This is a genomic window from Candidatus Chloroploca mongolica, from assembly GCF_004762035.2.
GTDB classification, from domain to species: Bacteria; Chloroflexota; Chloroflexia; order Chloroflexales; family Chloroflexaceae; genus Chloroploca; species Chloroploca mongolica.
Genome location: NZ_SIJK02000025.1, coordinates 38,050 through 54,403 on the forward strand (window position 1 = coordinate 38,050; position 16,354 = coordinate 54,403).

The following is a 16,354-nucleotide window of genomic DNA, read 5'->3' on the forward strand; positions in this document are numbered from 1 at the left end:
TATGGATGGAACCAGTGACGGATTTTGAATGAGGATTGAGCGTATGCTGCATCTAATCACCTTGCGTTTTCTTGAAACAATTTTTCGTAACTACCGCCTCTATATATTCATTTTGGTAGCTGTCTTGCTTGCCGCTCCGGCGATCTTCTTCCTGATCCCACCGAATTATCAGTTGCGTGGCACTGTCTACGTGCAGCGTGACTCGTTGCTGACGTCGCTCTCTGATGTTACCCAGGTGACGCAATATACTAGTCCATCACAGGCGACGCTCTCTGAGGTGTTCTCGCTGATCTATACCGATTCGTTTGCGAGTGATGTGCTCAACGAGACCTCCCTCCGCAACAATGTGCTTGCTGAAGGCCGTTTTCGTGAACGTGCGTTGCGTGATTATCGCGACGCAATGATGGTGATGGCCGAAGGTACGAATATTGTCGTCTTTGTCGCAACGCATCCTGATCCTGTACTTGCGCAGCAGATGGTCAATGAAACCATGAATGCCTATGTCGACTGGCGTATGACCTTTGAGCGTACTGACAGCGAAGTGGCGCGCGATTTTTTTGCCGATCTGATAGTTCGCTATGAAGAAGATCTCGCCCGGGCAGAACGATCCTTGTTTGACTATCTGATGCTTTATCCTGACCCGATCCGTGGCGCACGCCCGTCTGAGGAGGTCTTTGAAATAAATCGATTGCAGTCGCTGGTTGCTCAGGCGGCAAATCGACTGGCCGATGCGAAAGATAAGGAAGAGAATGCCCGCCTGTCGCTCGCTAAAGTGAATAGCGAGGCTTTGCAACGCTATCTGGTGATTGACTCGCCCTCGATTCCTACTCAGCCGCCTTCACTGGTGCGCCGGGCTATCTTTGTGTTTGGTGGTTTCCTGGCAGGTGGTTTCGTGCTGATTATGGCTCATCTTGCCCTGCTGATGCTCTTTGATCGCAGGATCTACTTTCCAACGGATGTGCAGTATGGGTTGAATTCGCCCACGCTCGCGATGGTTCCGCTGATCCAGCATCCCTCATCTGGCAACATGCGGGTCAGTTCATCTTCACGCTCTGATCCCGGCGCAACAGGTGCCAAAGGTGTGATTTCGCCTGTGAAGAGCTAATCAAAAAACAATAGGTTCTGGCATGGATATCGTCCTCACGCTCCTCCGCGCCGGTTTGCTCGCGTCTGATCTGATCCTGGCTGTGCTGGTGGCCTATTTGCTCTTGTTGACCGCTGCGGCGTTTTTTGCGCCGCGCTCGACCCCGCAACACGGTGGCACCCCGCGCCACCGTTTCGCCTTTTTGATCCCTGCGCATAACGAAGAGCAGTTGCTGCCCGAGGTGCTCGCGAGCCTTGATCAACTTGATTATCCGCACGCGTTGCGCCAGTTTTTTGTCGTTGCCGATAATTGCACCGACCGTACCGCCGAGGTGGCACGATCCGCCGGGGCCATTGTCTACGAACGCCACGATCAGACGCTGCGCGGCAAGGGTTATGCGCTCAATTGGCTGGTTGAGCAGATCGCCACTCGCGATGAAATCTATGATGCCGTCGTCATCCTTGATGCCGATACGATTGTTTCCTCCAATTTCTTGCGGGTCATGGATGCTCGTTTTGCTCGTGGCGAACGCGTCATTCAGTCCTATTATGCCGTCCGGAATGCCGAAAGTTCGTGGAGTACCTCCCTCCGTGCGGTGGCGTTGATTGTTTTGCATTTTCTGCGCCCCCAGGGGCGCATGGTGCTCGGTGGTTCGACTGGGCTCAAAGGCAATGGCATGGTCTTCGCGACCGATATCGTCCGTCGTCAGCCGTTTACGGGTGGCCTGACTGAGGATATTGAATACCATATGGAACTCATCCTTGATGGTGAGCGAACCATGTTTGCCCCCGATGCCGTGGTCTGGGCCGAGATGCCGAATACGCTCAAGGCCGCCGATTCACAGCACGCACGCTGGGAACGAGGGCGGGTCGAGATGGTGCGCCGTTTTGTCCCTCGTCTCTTGCGTGAGGCGCTTCAGCGCCGCGATTTTATGCTCTTTGATGCCGCGATGGAGCAACTGATCCCGCCCTTTTCGGTGTTGGCAGGGGCCAGCGCCGCTGCCCTTGGGGCCGGTGTTGTGCTGCGCAGCCGTCCGGCGGTGATCATTGGCACTGCGCTGATCGGCGGGCAGGCCGTCTATGTCCTGACGGGCCTCGCCATGACGGGGGCTTCGCCAAAGCTCTATCAGGCCCTCCTCTATGCGCCAGGGTTGGTCGTCTGGAAGATCTTGCTCTACCTGCGCGTGCTCTTCGGGGCCGGTCCAAAAGCCTGGGTGCGTACCGCCCGTAACTGAGGTGAAGTTCCCTTCCTGCACGTGGAGACCGCCAGCTAAACTGGCGGTCTCCACGTGCAGGAAGCGACAATCCTGGCACTCAAAACAAAAGAGTGCTAAAATACCCCTTGACAAAATCCCCCCGCTTGAGTATCATACACAACGGTTAGCACTCGCACGTGATGAGTGCTAACACTTCTCACGTTAGTCAAGTCAGTAAGATGGAGGGATAACGATGACCGATTTCCGTATCCGGCCCCTCGGCGACCGCGTAGTGGTCAAGCCGGTGGAGCGCGAGGAAAAGACCAAGAGTGGGATCTTCTTGCCCGATACGGCCAGCAAAGAGCGCCCGATGGAAGGCACGATTCTGGCTGTGGGTGAGGGCCGCCGCGATGACAGTGGCAAGCTCGTCCCGATGAATGTCCAAGCTGGCGACAAAGTACTTTTCGCCAAGTATAGTGGCACCGAGTTCAAAGTTGACGAGGTCGAGTATCTCATTCTTTCAGAGAAGGATATCCTGGGCATTATCCAGGGCTAATTGTTGAGGAGCACTACGAGATTATGGCTAAGCAGATTTATTTCAACGAAGAGGCTCGCCGCTCGCTCAAGCGCGGTGTAGATATGGTTGCCGATGCGGTCAAGACGACGCTTGGGCCCCGCGGACGCAATGTGGCAATTGATAAGAAGTTCGGCTCGCCTACTGTTACCCACGATGGTGTTACGGTTGCCAAAGAGATTGAACTGAGCGATCCTTTCGAGAATATGGGTGCCCAGTTGCTCAAAGAGGCCGCCACCAAGACCAACGATGTCGCCGGTGATGGGACGACGACGGCGACGGTGTTGGCCCAGGCCATTGTCACCGAGGGTCTCAAGGTTGTCGCCGCTGGTGCCAACGCGATGCTGCTCAAGCGCGGCCTCGACCGTGGCGCCGAGGCGCTCGTTGCTGCCATCAAGGCCAGCGCTACCCCCGTCCGCGACCGTGTTGATATCGCCCACGTTGCGACCAACTCGGCTGCCGATACCGAGATTGGCGAGTTGATCGCCGAGGTGATGGAGAAGGTCGGCAAAGACGGCGTTATTACCGTCGAAGAGTCCAAGGGTGTTGCGTTCGAGAAAGAGTACACCGAGGGCATGCAGTTCGACCGTGGCTATATCTCGGGCTATATGGTGACCAATGTCGAGCGCCAGGAGGCTGAACTCGATGATCCCTATATCCTGATTACTGACAAAAAGATCAGCAGCATCCAGGAAGTGCTGCCTGTGCTCGAGAAGGTGCTTCAGGTTACCAAGAACTTTGTCATTATCGCTGAGGATGTTGATGGCGAGGCGCTCGCTACCCTGGTGGTCAACAAGCTCCGCGGTACGATCAATGCGCTGGCAATCAAGGCCCCTGGCTTCGGCGACCGCCGCAAGGCGATGCTGCAGGATATCGCCATTCTCACCGGTGGTACCGTGATCTCCGAAGAGGTTGGCCGCAAGCTTGATAGCGCGACGATTGATGACCTTGGCCGCGCCCGCAAGGTGGTGGCAACCAAGGACGATACGACCATCGTTGAGGGTCGTGGCGATGAGAGTGGTATCCGCGCTCGTATCGACCAGATCCGCGCTCAGATTGAGACGACGACCAGCGACTTCGATCGCGAGAAGCTCCAGGAGCGTCTGGCCAAGCTCGCCGGTGGTGTGGCCGTTATCAAGGTTGGCGCCGCAACTGAGCCCGAGCTCAAGGAGAAGAAGCACCGCGTCGAGGACGCCCTCAGCGCGACCCGTGCTGCCGTCGAAGAGGGTATCGTTGCTGGTGGTGGCGTCGTTCTCATCAATGTCGTCTCGGCCCTTGATAATGTCAAGGTTGCTCACGACGACGAAAAGGTTGGCCTCCAGATCCTCCGCCGTGCCCTTGAGGAGCCTCTGCGCATCCTTGCTCGCAATGCTGGCGAAGAGGGTTCGGTCATTATCGCCAATGTGCGTCGCTATCAGGAAGAGACCGGTGATAAGACCCTCGGCTATAATGTGCTGACCGGTGAGTATGGCAGCATGATCGAGCAGGGCATTATTGACCCGGTCAAGGTGACCCGCAGTGCGGTGCAGAATGCGGTCTCGATTGCCGGTATGATCCTGACAACCGAGGCGCTCATTACTGACCTTCCCGAAGAGAAGAGCGCTGCCGGCGGTATGCCCGGTGGTATGGGTGGTATGGGCGGCATGGGCGGCATGGACTTCTAAGCGGTTCAAGCGCCGACACAAAAACACGCCAGCAAAGCTGGCGTGTTTTTGTGTCCCGAGGATGTTATGATCTAGGGTGCCCAGCGATACTCTAGTTTCACTGGCTCACGTTCGGTGAGTACCCGTAAGCCCAGCGGATCAATTGGCTGTTGCGGGGCGCTCAGCCGACTCAAGAGCAGGCTGCGCAACGAACTGCTTTGCGTATAGCGTACGACTAGCGCGCTCTCGAGGCCAGCGAGTTCTCGTGCTCCGACGATGGCTTCGTCGAGGTTGCCCAGTTCGTCAATGAGGCCAAGCTCGAGCGCCTGGTTTCCGGTATAAATGCGCCCGTCAGCCAGTTCGCGTACCCGAGCCTCGTCCAGGCCGCGCCCCTCGACAATCACCTGCACAAAGCCATTGTAGGCCTCGTCAACAATGGCTTGCAGCACGGCGATCTCTTCTGGCGTGGCTTCGCGGTTAGAAGAACCAATATCTTTGAGTTCGCCACTTTTGTAGACAATGCTGCGCAAGCCGAGTTTCTCAAAGGCTCCTTCGACGTTGATGGTCGAAAGGATGACCCCCAGACTCCCCGTCAGGGTATCGGGGTTGGCATAGATGCGGTGGGCCGGTGCGCTAATATAATAGCCGCCACTGGCTGCGGTTGATCCCATCGAGACAACCAGGATCTTGCCATTCTCACGCAAGGCACGGAGTTTCTCGTGCAACTCGCTACTCGCAACAACGCCTCCGCCAGGGCTATCCACGCGCAAGAGCACTGCCTTGACGCGATTGTCCCGACTCGCCTGGCGGATCTGGCTCAAGAGTTGTCCCTGCGAGAGTTGCAAGCTAAACGGGTCGGCGGCCGCGCCAATGGCACCACTCACCTCAATAATCACAATGCGATCAGTTCCTGAACCTTCCACCAGTTGTTCTTCCCAGGGCGGTGAAGCGATTGGTCCGATGCTGGTATTGCTGCTGCCGGCAGCAAGCAGCAAAGCGAACCCGCCGAGCGGCAAGAGCGCACAGGCAAAAATAATGCCAATAATGATCGAGACCGCAATGATCCAGCCCCGCGTGGCCGGCTTTTGCGGTGCTGGTTGTTCGACAGACATCTAGCCTCCTTCTGTGGGTCGTTGTACGACCTTGATCGCCGTGCTAAGACGACGGATCGCTGTTTCAATCTGATTGCCAGGTAACTCGCTGAAGGCCAGACGAATATACGCTTCGCCTGAGCCATCGGTATAACAGCGTGTCCCGGGCAAAATTTCAACCCCGTGCTTGAGTGCAACCGGGGCCAGTTCGCTCGCCTGGACTCCTTGTGGTAGCTGCAACCAGATAAAGAAGCCGCCATCTGGTTCGATGAAGGTGGCTTCGGGTAGCTGATGACGCAGCGCCTGACTCATCGTAGCACATTTTATTGCATAATGAGCACAGAGATCCGTAATATGTTGTTCGAGCCGACCGTTGGCGCTAAACCTGGCCACCAGATGGGTCACGAAGGGGCTGCTCGCCCCTTCCAGTTTGAACATCTGTAGACGCGCAATCAGTTCGCGGGGGCCGTGTGCCCAACCCACGCGTAGCCCTGGCGCAAGAATCTTGGAAAATGTGCCGACGCGTAGCACCCATCCTTCCTGATCGAGCGCTGCCATCGGTGGCAATGGCTCACCACGAAAGCGTAGATCAACATACGCATCATCTTCCACGACCAGCACCCCATAGGCGGCGGCAAGTTCAACGATCCGCTGGCGCCGTTCCAGGCTCAACGTGACGCCCGCTGGATTCTGGAAGGTTGGAATAGTATAGAGAAATTTGGGACGAAGATTTTTGCGCTTCAGCGCTTCCAGGGTGGTCGCGAGGGCTTCCACATCCAGCCCATGGGCATCAACTGGCAGCCCGATCATCTGCGCCCCCGCACGCTTGAATTGACGCACGGCCCCCATAAAGGTTGGAGCCTCGACCAGCACGGTATCACCAGGCTCGATCAATACCCGGGGCAAGAGCCCGAGGATCTGCGATGAACCGTAGGCGACGAGAATCTCGTCTTCATGGCTCTGCACGCCCTCACGGTGCAGTCGCTCGGCAATCAAGGTGGTCAATGCAGGTGCAACAGGAGCATAATTCAAGGCGTCATTCAGATGTGAAGCCAAGATCCTGGCCGTTGTGTCAACCAGTTCTTCCTGGGGAAACAACGCCGGATCAGCCAGTCCATAGGCCAGTGAGAGCGGCGGTTCCCCATCAGTCTCAAGGGAAGGCCCCCAGAGCGGGGGCAGTGCTTCGCGCGCTTGGGCTGTGTAGAGGTCGGCAAGTTGCATAGATATTTGCTTCCTTTTCTGGGCTGTCGCCCTAAAAACCTATGCTTGTGCTGGCGAAAACGGCCAGCTTTGCTGGCCGTTTTCGCCAGCACAAGCAAAATGTGTGAGGGCCGCAGCCCAGATTTACGTTACATCACGAGGGCCGGGGTATGATGCAACGAGAGCATCCCGGCAGCGGATTGCTCGGCTGAGGGCAGCGCCGATTCGGCTGGTTTATCTGACGCGGCCATGCAGAGTGCCCCTCGGCGGGCAAGATCCTGACCGACCTGAAAAAGATCACTACACAGTGTCAGGCGCCCATCGTGCATCCGATCCAGCGTTGCGGTGAGTTCAGCGCGCCGAAAGGCTTTGAAGGGCGTTGGATCGCCCTCGGTGACCCTGGTTTGCAATTCTACCTGCAGGCTCGCCAGACTCGCCGGCAAGCGCGGCGTGGCAAGGGCCAGAATCTCGCTGATGGTCGGTGTCGTCCCGTGCAGAATCGCATCAAGCATTGGATCAAGCTCAATTGCCCCGAGCGTCGCCCATAGGGCTGTTGCGACCACGTAGTCCTGATTGTCAAGCGTATAACTGTGCCATTCTTTGCGGCAGAGTTCACTGTAGTAGCGGCGAAACGTGCTCACGTCGAGGGTTTCGCCCACCAGGTGGCTGGCGATCACCAGGGCTCCCTCGGCCCGTGCATCATCAATCGCCCCATCTGAGCGCCCGCGTGGCCCCAGGAGCGTCTTGTCAATATCAATCAGCAGGGCGGTACGTGTCCAGTCAATGCCGCGTGCTTCGAGTTCAGCAATCCATGGGTGGATCAGATGCCAGCGGGTTACCGTCGCTGTATCGCCCTGCCAGGTCATCGACTCGTCGGCAACAGGCCGATCTTCACCGATGAAGCCATAGGCAGGCCGTGAACCGATGATGCGCAGGTGGGCAGCAAGCATGCGATCATTATCGGTGTCGCCAAGCACCGCAAAGGCGGTCAGCGTTGGCCCGCCTCGCAGCTGCTGGGCTGAATCTGCGAGTGCTTGCATCACCTCGGCATAGGCCTGATCACGCTTGCGTGGTGGTGGCCCGTCGCTATGGCCGAGTGATGCACGGATCGTCGCCAGCCGCGGCAGCCGCCGATCACATGCCTCTAGATCACGATAGATCACCACTTCCCCGGTAAGATCGGCAATCGTTGCTCTGATGCTCATGCCTTCACCAGGCCCTGTGCATACATCAGTTCCGCATTGAGCAGGGAACCACCAGCAGCCCCGCGGATCGTATTGTGGCTGAGACAAACCAGTTTGTAATCGAGCAGTGAGCATGGGCGAATCCGGCCCACTGTGGTGCTCATCCCACGCCCAGCCTCGCGGTCACGGCGTGGCTGCGGGCGGTCTGGCTCATCACGCACAATGATGGGTTGGGCTGGCGCACTGGGCAGGTTGAGTTCTTGCGGGAGACTTCGGAACGAGCGCAGCGTCTCGACCACTTCTTCAAGCTCGGGGCGTTGCGCAAAGCCGATCGAGAGGCATTCCAGGTGGCCTTCTAGTACAGGGACACGATTGCAATGCGCTGAAATCGTACACGCAATCGGCACGATGACCCCATCACGCACCACCCCCAGCATCTTCTGCGGCTCGGTTTCTACTTTTGGCTCTTCACCACCAATATATGGGATCACATTGTCAATCGCATCGTAGGAAGGGATGCCTGGATACCCTGCGCCCGAGAGCGCTTGCATACTCATCAACAAGAGCTTGGTGACGCCAAAACGGTCATGGAGTGGGCGCAGCAGCATCGTCGGACCAGTGGCGGTACAATTTGGGTTCGTCACGATTGCTCCAGACCAACCCCGACGGGCGCGCTGCACGTCAATCAACGCGAGGTGTTCAGGATTTACCTCGGGAATCAGCAAAGGTACATCAGGTTCCATACGATGATCCGAGGCGTTGGAACAGACGATATGCCCGGCTCGTGCGAGGCGTTGCTCGATGATGCCTGCTGTTTTGCTGGGCAGGGCCGAGAAGACCAGTGGGGTATCGAGATCGGCATCGTCAGGCAAAATTGTCATACCCTTAACCTCGCTGGGCATAGGCGCATCAAGAACCCAGCGGGTGGCCTCGGCGTAGGTACGCCCGGCACTGCGCTCGCTTCCCACAAGCGCGGCAAGCTCAAACCAGGGATGCCCTTCAAGCAACTGAATAAAACGCTGGCCGACGGTTCCTGTGGCTCCCAGGACACTGACGCGTATCTTCATCGAGCTTACTCCTTCAGTCTACATCCTCGCGTGAACCTCTGTGCTTCCCTCGGCGAGGTAGCGGTAGGGATCGGTATAGGGTGTATTATAAGCGCTACTGCGCAGAGTGAAACATCGTCGAACAACAGGAAGAACGCTTATGATCAATGCACTGCTGAGCCTGCTCGTTTTTCAATTGCTTGGTGAGGTGCTGGTACGCGCCATGGGGGTGCCGATTCCCGGGCCAGTCGTGGGGATGTTGCTCCTCTTTGGTGCCCTGAAGCTCCGTGGACGTGTGCCTGATACGCTCCACAAAGTGTCCGAAGCCCTGCTCAATAATCTCTCGCTGCTCTTTGTGCCTGCCGGAGTTGGGGTGATGGTTCACCTGAATCTGTTGCGCACAGGATGGTGGCAATTGCTGGTGACGGTCATCGTCAGCACGCTCATTACCCTTGTTGTGACGGCCCTCACGATGCAGGGCTTGGTCAGTGTCCAGCGATGCGCCAGGGGAGGTCAGACAGATGGGTGAACCAATCATCGAAATCTGGGTCTACCTGGCTCAGACGCCGCTGCTCTGGCTGGTGACGACGATCGGGGTCTATCAGGTTGCGCAGGCCCTATCACGGCGTGTTGGGGCACCCCCGTTGCTCAATCCGGTCTTACTGACGATTGTCGCGCTTGTCAGTCTCCTGCTGCTCACCGATACATCCTATGACGTCTATTTTGACGGGGCGCAGTTTATTCACTTTTTGCTCGGGCCGGCTACCGTTGCGCTGGCGATGCCACTCTATCAGGCCGAGCGCAAACTACGCCAGGTGCTCTTGCCTGGGCTTGGTGCGCTGGTCGTTGGTGCGGCTACCGGAATCATCGCAGCGGTGCTGATTGGCACCCTGGTCGGGTTAGACGAACCGGTGTTGCGTTCGCTGGCTCCCAAGAGCATCACCACCCCGATCGCCATGGGTGTTGCCGAGGCAATTGGAGGCTTGCCGTCACTCACGGCGGTGCTGGTCATTCTGACCGGCATGGTGGGGGCTATGGTGGGGCGTGAAGTGCTTGACCTGTTGCGTTGTCGCGATCAGAGTATCCGCGGCTTTGCGATGGGCCTGGCGTCACACGGGCTCGGCACTGCACGCGCACTACAACTCGACCGCGAGGCAGGAGCCTTTGCGGGGCTGGCGATGGGACTCAACGGGGCGATGACGGCCATGCTGGTGCCGCCACTTTTGAGATGGTTGGGTTTATAATGTTACGCGACAACCCGCGTCACGATGCGAGTTGTCGCGTCGCTTGTATTACTCACGCTGCATCGTGCCATCAGGCAGCCAGCGAATGCGTACACCGTCAACGTCTGTCCAGGTCTCGCCTGGTTCGTCGTCATCTTCTTCACGCACCATGACCGGGCCATTGTTGCGCGACCAGAGCATCAACTCGTCAATCGTATACCAACCTGATTGGTACTGAACCTGATCAGTTGGATTCAACCAGAAGCGTATTTGCCCATCCATCCACTGCCAGCGTTCAAGTGATCGCCACTGCTTGCCCTGGTCGTTGAGTGCTGTCTTCAACTCTTCAAGCATACGCAGCAGTTCGGGGAGGGTGTGGCGGTTACTGTAGCGAAGTTGGATAAGACGATGATTTACCGCATCACGTAACCGTTCCAACTCGGTCAGACTCAAACCATCGATATCAATGTCGATCACAGCAGCGTCCTTTCTGTGGACACCGGTTCAGCTGGGCGGCTGTGAACGCCGTAGAGGAAGTCGTGCGACTTCGCAGCTGACCCGCTCCAATGTCCATTCCAGAGCGACTCCGTGGGTTCCATCCGACGCGTACTGCGGTGTACGTAGGTCGTCGAAGCTTGTTCCCGCTATTGTATCATACCGCAAATCTATTACCAGGAACCTGGCAAAAACGTGACACTCTTGTCACCTAGAGGAAAATTGTAGCATTTCATCGGGGAAAATAGGGGCCAGGAGCTGCCATCTTGGTCAAAATTGATGGCAAGTGGCCTTCAGTACTTGCGAAACGTGGCCTTCGTCGGTTAAGATAGACAAAAGCAGGATACCATGACATGATTTTCCGCGCTGAGCCGTTTATACTAGTGCCAGGGTGATCCTACCGCGAGTTGTCGACTATCTGGTGCGGCAACGGAAGTAATTCAGTTGATGGACTGGTCTGCGCTCGCATCAGCCCAGTCTGGAGTTGCACAACGCAGAGATGACGGCCCTCCTTCGCCAGCAACACGTAATGCATTCCAGGGTGGTCGCCCTGCCGCTGCTGGCACGATGGTAAAGCGGTGGGTTGCTGGTTTCCGGTTAAGGAGCAGGTAACATGCATATTCTGGTGGCCGATGATGATATTCCCAGTGTAAAGTTGACGTCTTTTGTGCTGGAAGAGGCGGGTTACCGGGTCTATAAAGTCTATGATGCGCAGAATATCTTGCAAGCCGTTGAACAGCACAATCCTGATCTGATCCTGCTTGATGTCATGATGCCCCGATCAGATGGCTTCGAGATTTGCCGTCAGATCCGGCGTAATTCGGATGTGCCGATTATTTTTCTCTCAGGTCGTTCCCTGCTGCAAGATCGGGTAATGGGGTTGCAAATTGGTGCTGATGACTATCTGGTCAAACCCTACGAGCCATCTGAATTGCTTGCGCGCGTGGAGGCAGTGCTGAGGCGTCGCAACAGTGATATGCTCAACCCTTCGTCACGCCTGAGTCAAGGTGAAATCACGCTTGATCCTGTGGAACATAAAGTGATTTTTACCGATAATCGCACAACTGAATTGACTCCTCTTGAGTTCCGGTTGCTCTATTATCTGATGAAGAATTCCGGACGCATTCTCAACATTACCCAGATTCTTAATAAGGTCTGGGGCTATGATTATGAAGGCGAGAGCAACCTGGTCGCGGTCTATATTCGCCGTCTACGCACCAAAATCGAAGAAGATCCTGAACATCCCCGCCATGTGATTACTGTGCGTAACCTGGGCTATAAATTTGAGCCTTGAGGAAGAGGGCCGATTTCATGGCGGCAACCGAGACACCTCTTGCGCGTGATCCGTTCTGGTTACGCGCTACTATTCGTACCGGTGTGCGCGCAATGTTGCCGCTCCCCGTGCTGGGCCTGGCCTGGTGGTTGGCACTGATGTCTCTTGAGACGACCACGACCTTCGGGCTTGTGATCTATGCCGTTGTCAACCTGATGTTGTTGGCAGGGCTTATCAAGGCTGATCAACAGCGACAGCAGCGCACGCTGTTCGCCTTGTTGCTTGTGTCGGTTGCCAGTGATGCCATCCTTGCCTGGTTCCTCTTTGCCACCGCTGGCCCATTGACCCTCGGTATCTTTCCTCTCTATGTGGTGATGGTGCTGAAGGCGCTCTGCTATCGCCGCATTACTCTCTGGACGTTATTGGTTCCAGCCCTGGTGGGGCCAGTCGATCTCGCTGTCCTCTATCTGACGCAACGCCCGGAAGCTTTTTCGACCGAAGAATGGCTCGCCTTCTGGGGAATTGTGGCTAGTACCGTCTTTTTTGTGGTGTTGTTGCTCGTACTGACTGAACAGCGCATGGTAACTGCACGACGCCTGAGTCTTCGCCTGGAACAGGATCGCTACGCCAACGCTGAACACGTCGCTGAGCTCGAAGGCATTGCGACGGATCTCCGCTCGCGTATTCGCCGCCAGCAGACGCTCGAAGAGAGTTTGCGGGCCATTACTGGTTTGCTCAGCCTTGATGCAGTGTTGAGCCAGATCCTTGATAGTTTGCGCCAGATGCTTGGATCACGGCCCGTCAAGGCGACCGCACTGACCCTTGCCCGCCGTGACCAGTTTGACCACCGTCTGTTGAGTAATGATTCTAGGCTGGCAAGTGAATTGGCCTGGGCTGAAGTGCTCGCCTCGCATGTCATCGAGGCCCGTACGCCTTTGCTGGTGGGTGATGCGAGCAGTGAGCCCGAGTGGCTCGCCCTCCAGCCTTTTGCGATCAAGTCGGCGCTCAGTGTGCCCTTGATTGACCCTGATGATCAGGTGCTTGGTGCCTTGACGATTGTCAGTGATGAACCTCACCTCTTTACGTCGGTCGAGTCACGGTACCTCACCTCGTTTAGCATCCAGGCAAGTATTGCGATTCATAATGCTGATTTGCATACCCAGTTGACCCGTCAGCGCCTTTTGCTTGAAGCAGTTCTGCGTGATATTGGCGATGCGTTGCTCGTCGTTGATGCTCAGGGGGCCTTGCTCTTGGGTAATTCCCATGCGTATAAGGCGCTCCAGCATAACGATGTCCACGCAGGGAAGCTGCGTGAGGTGCTCGATCAGTTGAACCAGGAGATTCGTGAACATGAGGTTCCCGTCTTGACCCGCGAATTGACGGTTGGTGAGGGTGACGATGAATTGCACTATGAGATCTTTGCCTCGCTTGTGCGCGTGCCTGATGAAGGTCCGTGCCCGGTTGCTTTTGTCCTCCATGATGTGACCAGTCTGAAGATCCAGGAGCTACAGCGGGTCGAGTTTATTTCGATGGTATCACATGAATTGCGCAATCCCCTCAATACGCTCAATGGCTTCCTCAAGGTTGTGTTGCAAGGCAAAGCCGGAGCTTTGAATACCCTCCAACAAGAGTTTCTGGCGCTTGCTGATGAACAGGCGGATGCACTCAAAGGACGGATTACCGAACTGCTGGAATTTAATCGTCTCGAAGCCGGGCGCCTTCAGTTGCATCCCGATTGGTCTGATCTGACTGACCTCTTGCTGATGACGGTGGCGCGGTTTCAACTTCAGGCTGATCAGGCTGGGTTGGCTATTGTTGCACACATTCCACCCTCGATTCCTGAACTGTTGATGGATACAGAACGGGTTGGTCAGGTTGTGACGAATTTGATTGAAAATGCGATTAAAGCAACACCGAGCAATGGTATAATTACCGTTGGCGTTGATGTACACGAGCGAGATGTCGAAGTGTATGTGCTTGATACAGGGATTGGCATTTCACCTGAAGAGCAGGAGAAGATTTTTGATCGGTTTTATCAGGTGAAGAATCGCTCTGCAACACAGGGCGTGCATCTCGGCCTTGGCCTCTCGATCTGTCAACAGATTATCGAAGGCCACAATGGGCGGCTCTGGGTTGAAAGCGAAGAGGGCAAAGGAAGCCGCTTTGCCTTTGTCTTGCCCTTGGTGCTCCGCGAACAGACGATTAGCGAGACGGTTCATTGACGTTCAGATGCTCCTGCTCGGAAGCGAGGTTGATGCGTGAACATAGCACTCATTGCACTGGCTAGTGCGCCTAACCCGGTCTGCCCTCCCCTTAGTCTCGCGTATCTGGCGGCACTGCTCGAACAGCGACGCCATATTGTGCGTATCTATGATCTTGCCCTTGAACCTGATATTCCCCTCGCCGAGGCCCTCCAACCCCTCCGTTCCTTTTCACCCACGGTGGTCATTGTTGCTGGTGAATACGAAGCTGATCTCAAAGTGGCTCTCCACGCGTTGCAAGAGGTTCATGATGGGCAGGTACTGGCGATGCCCATGAGTCGCAATGGCCTTGATGCCTGGCAGGTGAGTGTCGAAGGCCTGACATGGTTCGATCAGCAGTATGGGCAAGTCAAACAGGAGCCTTTGCCGGCCAGTTGCAATCAGTTGCCGTTACCCGCTCGCCACTTGCTCTCGCTCGAACGCTACGCCTTGCGTGCCGCCGGTGGTGAGTTGCAGACGAGCGTTGCGATTGCTGGGCTCAATCCTGTTGGTGACTTTGTGTTGCGGACACCCACCCAGATTGTGGCCGAGTTGCGGTCCCTTGCGCACGAGTTTGGTGTTCGCCATTATCTGCTCACCGATGTGCCGGTGACGATTGACCTTGCCTGGTTGGAGGCGTTGTTGCACTACCTGTTGCAGGCCCAACTCAGGATTAGTTGGGAGGCGCACGCCTCTTTTGTCCACCTGGGGCATGCGTTGCTGGCGCGGATGGCGCGGGCCGGGTGCGAGTGTCTGATCTTTGATCTTGATGCCCCAGCACTTTTCGAGTCACTCGCCGCTCGTCAACAGTTCCGTCAGATCGTCGCTAGCGCCCGTGATGCGCAGATCTTTGTGCGTGCTAACCTGAAACTTGAACCGCCATATGCGTCATTGACTCGGTTGATTGATGTGGCTGCGAGCTTTGGACTCGATGACGTGAGTTTTGATGTCTCGCCCGCAGTAGCGCGGAGCGTCGGGGCTGATGCGCAGGAGTTGCGCCAGATCGCCCATCAATTGTATGCGCAAGGACGCGATCGTCAGCGCTGGGTTGATCGTTTTGGGCCTGCCCTTGGCAATCTGATCTGGCGCTTACGTGGGTTACATGTCTCAAATCAGCCTGATTGATTGAGAGGCAAAGCAAACGCGGGGCCAATCATGCTGGCCCCGCGTTTGCTTGATCGTACGGTTTGTTCGTCTGGGAGCGAGGTTTTCTGGTCTAGGTATTGGCTTCGACAAGCTCAGCCAACGGCGGACGATGGGCGTTGCGAATGGACGGAGGCTGAGCTTGTCGAAGCCCCCGCTGGTATCAAATTATTATACGGTAAGCAAATGCCGGAATTTGTCAAAGTTCCGTGGACCAACACCAGCAATGCCGTTGAGCTCTTCTACGGTGCTGAAGGGGCCACGTTCCTGGCGATAGGCAATGATGCGCTTGGCCAGTGATGGGCTGATTCCAGGCAACGCTGCAAGCGTTTTTTCGTTCGCAGTGTTGAGGTTGACAAGCTCGCGTGTTCCTTCGGCTTCGTCATCCACTTCTTCCGCTTCTTCCACGTCTTCCTCGACCGACTCCTGTTCATCAGCAACAGTTTCAGCGACGGCGTCGGCGGTGTCAGCAACAGTTTCGGCAATGGCGTCGGCGGTGTCGGCGACGGTGTCGGCGACGGCGTCGGCGGTGTCGGCGACGGTGTCAGCGACGGCGTCGGCGGTGTCGGCGACGGTTTCGGCGGTGTCGGCGACGGCGTCGGCAATGGCGTCGGCGGTGTCGGCGACGGTGTCAGCGACCGCTTCAGCGCTCACTGGGGCAGGTGCTTGTGCTCCGGGTAACGGTGTGCTTGGTGGTGCACCACGGTGAACCCGCGTGGGGATGCGGCGCGGCCCGCTGCTGGCGGCTGGATTTGCTGATGATGGCCCGCTCGTTGCTGGTGCAGCAGCAGGACGAGCAGATGGTGTATACGGTGCCGGGCTGACCGGTTCGTTTTGCTGGCGTAGCCAGCGCCAGGCCAGATATCCAGCCCCGGCCAGAGTACTCAACCAGAAAAGCCTGCGTAGCATCATGATCTCCTGTGGAACAATGACCTCAAGTACCACTCCTGATGGAGGGGTGGG

Annotated in this window: 15 protein-coding genes; 9 read left to right on the top strand and 6 right to left on the bottom strand. The window is 56.6% G+C overall.

Annotated elements, in window-relative coordinates; translation table 11 throughout:
- Nucleotides 1-43 precede the first annotated feature (43 nt).
- From EYB53_RS14345 to groL, 4 genes are all read left to right on the top strand, one after another.
- The gene (locus EYB53_RS14345) at nucleotides 44-1,105 is read left to right on the top strand and encodes a GumC domain-containing protein (protein WP_135479079.1); all 1,062 of its coding nucleotides are present in this window, start codon (nucleotides 44-46) and stop codon (nucleotides 1,103-1,105) included.
- 22 nt (nucleotides 1,106-1,127) lie between these two features.
- Nucleotides 1,128-2,318 carry a glycosyltransferase family 2 protein gene (locus EYB53_RS14350; RefSeq protein ID WP_135479081.1) on the top strand — a complete coding sequence of 397 codons (1,191 nt, stop codon included), beginning with the start codon at nucleotides 1,128-1,130 and terminating at the stop codon, nucleotides 2,316-2,318.
- A 214-nt stretch (nucleotides 2,319-2,532) separates the two neighbouring features.
- Nucleotides 2,533-2,835 carry a co-chaperone GroES gene (groES, locus tag EYB53_RS14355; protein WP_135479083.1) on the top strand — a complete coding sequence of 101 codons (303 nt, stop codon included), beginning with the start codon at nucleotides 2,533-2,535 and terminating at the stop codon, nucleotides 2,833-2,835.
- A 23-nt stretch (nucleotides 2,836-2,858) separates the two neighbouring features.
- Entirely contained in the window at nucleotides 2,859-4,517 is a 1,659-nt protein-coding gene (gene groL, locus EYB53_RS14360) for a chaperonin GroEL (RefSeq protein WP_135479085.1), read from the top strand.
- Nucleotides 4,518-4,588: 71 nt separating this feature from the next.
- On the opposite strand, the gene sppA is transcribed toward groL, so the two are convergent.
- From sppA to asd, 4 genes are all read right to left on the bottom strand, one after another.
- Complete coding sequence (gene sppA / locus EYB53_RS14365; protein ID WP_135479087.1) at nucleotides 4,589-5,608, bottom strand: signal peptide peptidase SppA; 1,020 nt, start codon at nucleotides 5,606-5,608, stop codon at nucleotides 4,589-4,591.
- Nucleotides 5,609-6,808 (bottom strand): aminotransferase-like domain-containing protein, encoded by a 1,200-nt coding sequence (locus tag EYB53_RS14370; protein ID WP_135479089.1) that lies wholly within the window; start codon nucleotides 6,806-6,808, stop codon nucleotides 5,609-5,611.
- 128 nt (nucleotides 6,809-6,936) lie between these two features.
- Nucleotides 6,937-7,992, bottom strand: coding sequence for a hypothetical protein (locus tag EYB53_RS14375; protein ID WP_135479091.1), 1,056 nt, complete (start codon nucleotides 7,990-7,992; stop codon nucleotides 6,937-6,939).
- Nucleotides 7,989-9,038, bottom strand: a complete 1,050-nt coding sequence (asd, locus tag EYB53_RS14380; protein WP_135479093.1) for an aspartate-semialdehyde dehydrogenase — start codon at nucleotides 9,036-9,038, stop codon at nucleotides 7,989-7,991. The genes EYB53_RS14375 and asd overlap by 4 nt, the downstream gene beginning before the upstream one ends.
- A gap of 139 nt (nucleotides 9,039-9,177) precedes the next feature.
- On the opposite strand from asd, the gene EYB53_RS14385 reads away from it, so the two are divergent.
- On the top strand, nucleotides 9,178-9,546 hold the full coding sequence (locus EYB53_RS14385; RefSeq protein ID WP_135479095.1) for a CidA/LrgA family protein: 369 nt from the start codon (nucleotides 9,178-9,180) through the stop codon (nucleotides 9,544-9,546).
- Complete coding sequence (locus EYB53_RS14390) at nucleotides 9,539-10,261, top strand: LrgB family protein (RefSeq protein WP_135479097.1); 723 nt, start codon at nucleotides 9,539-9,541, stop codon at nucleotides 10,259-10,261. The genes EYB53_RS14385 and EYB53_RS14390 overlap by 8 nt, the downstream gene beginning before the upstream one ends.
- A gap of 48 nt (nucleotides 10,262-10,309) precedes the next feature.
- Here EYB53_RS14390 and EYB53_RS14395 read toward each other — a convergent pair whose 3' ends face one another.
- A complete protein-coding gene (locus EYB53_RS14395) occupies nucleotides 10,310-10,717 on the bottom strand; it encodes a hypothetical protein (protein ID WP_097655299.1) in 408 nt (135 codons plus the stop codon).
- 631 nt (nucleotides 10,718-11,348) lie between these two features.
- Here EYB53_RS14395 and EYB53_RS14400 point away from each other — a divergent pair.
- Genes EYB53_RS14400 through EYB53_RS14410 form a run of 3 tightly spaced genes read left to right on the top strand, consistent with a single transcriptional unit; the run spans nucleotide 11,349 to nucleotide 15,373 of the window.
- Nucleotides 11,349-12,029, top strand: a complete 681-nt coding sequence (locus tag EYB53_RS14400) for a response regulator transcription factor (RefSeq protein ID WP_135479099.1) — start codon at nucleotides 11,349-11,351, stop codon at nucleotides 12,027-12,029.
- 17 nt (nucleotides 12,030-12,046) lie between these two features.
- Nucleotides 12,047-14,230, top strand: a complete 2,184-nt coding sequence (locus EYB53_RS14405) for an ATP-binding protein (protein ID WP_135479101.1) — start codon at nucleotides 12,047-12,049, stop codon at nucleotides 14,228-14,230.
- Nucleotides 14,231-14,266: 36 nt separating this feature from the next.
- Nucleotides 14,267-15,373: a radical SAM protein gene (locus EYB53_RS14410; RefSeq protein ID WP_135479103.1), complete on the top strand. Its 1,107-nt coding sequence runs from the start codon at nucleotides 14,267-14,269 to the stop codon at nucleotides 15,371-15,373.
- Nucleotides 15,374-15,562: 189 nt separating this feature from the next.
- Here the strand turns inward: EYB53_RS14410 and EYB53_RS14415 are convergent, their stop codons facing one another.
- Nucleotides 15,563-16,303 (bottom strand): ComEA family DNA-binding protein, encoded by a 741-nt coding sequence (locus EYB53_RS14415; protein WP_135479107.1) that lies wholly within the window; start codon nucleotides 16,301-16,303, stop codon nucleotides 15,563-15,565.
- Nucleotides 16,304-16,354: the final 51 nt, after the last annotated feature.

Excerpts from the sequence above, each read along its gene's own strand:
- EYB53_RS14400 (WP_135479099.1), top strand. The coding sequence starts at position 11,349 with ATGCATATTCTGGTGGCCGATGATGATATTCCCAGTGTAAAGTTGACG.
- groES (WP_135479083.1), top strand. The coding sequence starts at position 2,533 with ATGACCGATTTCCGTATCCGGCCCCTCGGCGACCGCGTAGTGGTCAAG.
- asd (WP_135479093.1), bottom strand. The coding sequence starts at position 9,038 with ATGAAGATACGCGTCAGTGTCCTGGGAGCCACAGGAACCGTCGGCCAG.
- EYB53_RS14350 (WP_135479081.1), top strand. The coding sequence starts at position 1,128 with ATGGATATCGTCCTCACGCTCCTCCGCGCCGGTTTGCTCGCGTCTGAT.
- EYB53_RS14405 (WP_135479101.1), top strand. The coding sequence starts at position 12,047 with ATGGCGGCAACCGAGACACCTCTTGCGCGTGATCCGTTCTGGTTACGC.
- EYB53_RS14375 (WP_135479091.1), bottom strand. The coding sequence starts at position 7,992 with ATGAGCATCAGAGCAACGATTGCCGATCTTACCGGGGAAGTGGTGATC.
- EYB53_RS14370 (WP_135479089.1), bottom strand. The coding sequence starts at position 6,808 with ATGCAACTTGCCGACCTCTACACAGCCCAAGCGCGCGAAGCACTGCCC.
- EYB53_RS14345 (WP_135479079.1), top strand. The coding sequence starts at position 44 with ATGCTGCATCTAATCACCTTGCGTTTTCTTGAAACAATTTTTCGTAAC.
- groL (WP_135479085.1), top strand. The coding sequence starts at position 2,859 with ATGGCTAAGCAGATTTATTTCAACGAAGAGGCTCGCCGCTCGCTCAAG.
- EYB53_RS14385 (WP_135479095.1), top strand. The coding sequence starts at position 9,178 with ATGATCAATGCACTGCTGAGCCTGCTCGTTTTTCAATTGCTTGGTGAG.
- EYB53_RS14390 (WP_135479097.1), top strand. The coding sequence starts at position 9,539 with ATGGGTGAACCAATCATCGAAATCTGGGTCTACCTGGCTCAGACGCCG.
- EYB53_RS14415 (WP_135479107.1), bottom strand. The coding sequence starts at position 16,303 with ATGATGCTACGCAGGCTTTTCTGGTTGAGTACTCTGGCCGGGGCTGGA.
- sppA (WP_135479087.1), bottom strand. The coding sequence starts at position 5,608 with ATGTCTGTCGAACAACCAGCACCGCAAAAGCCGGCCACGCGGGGCTGG.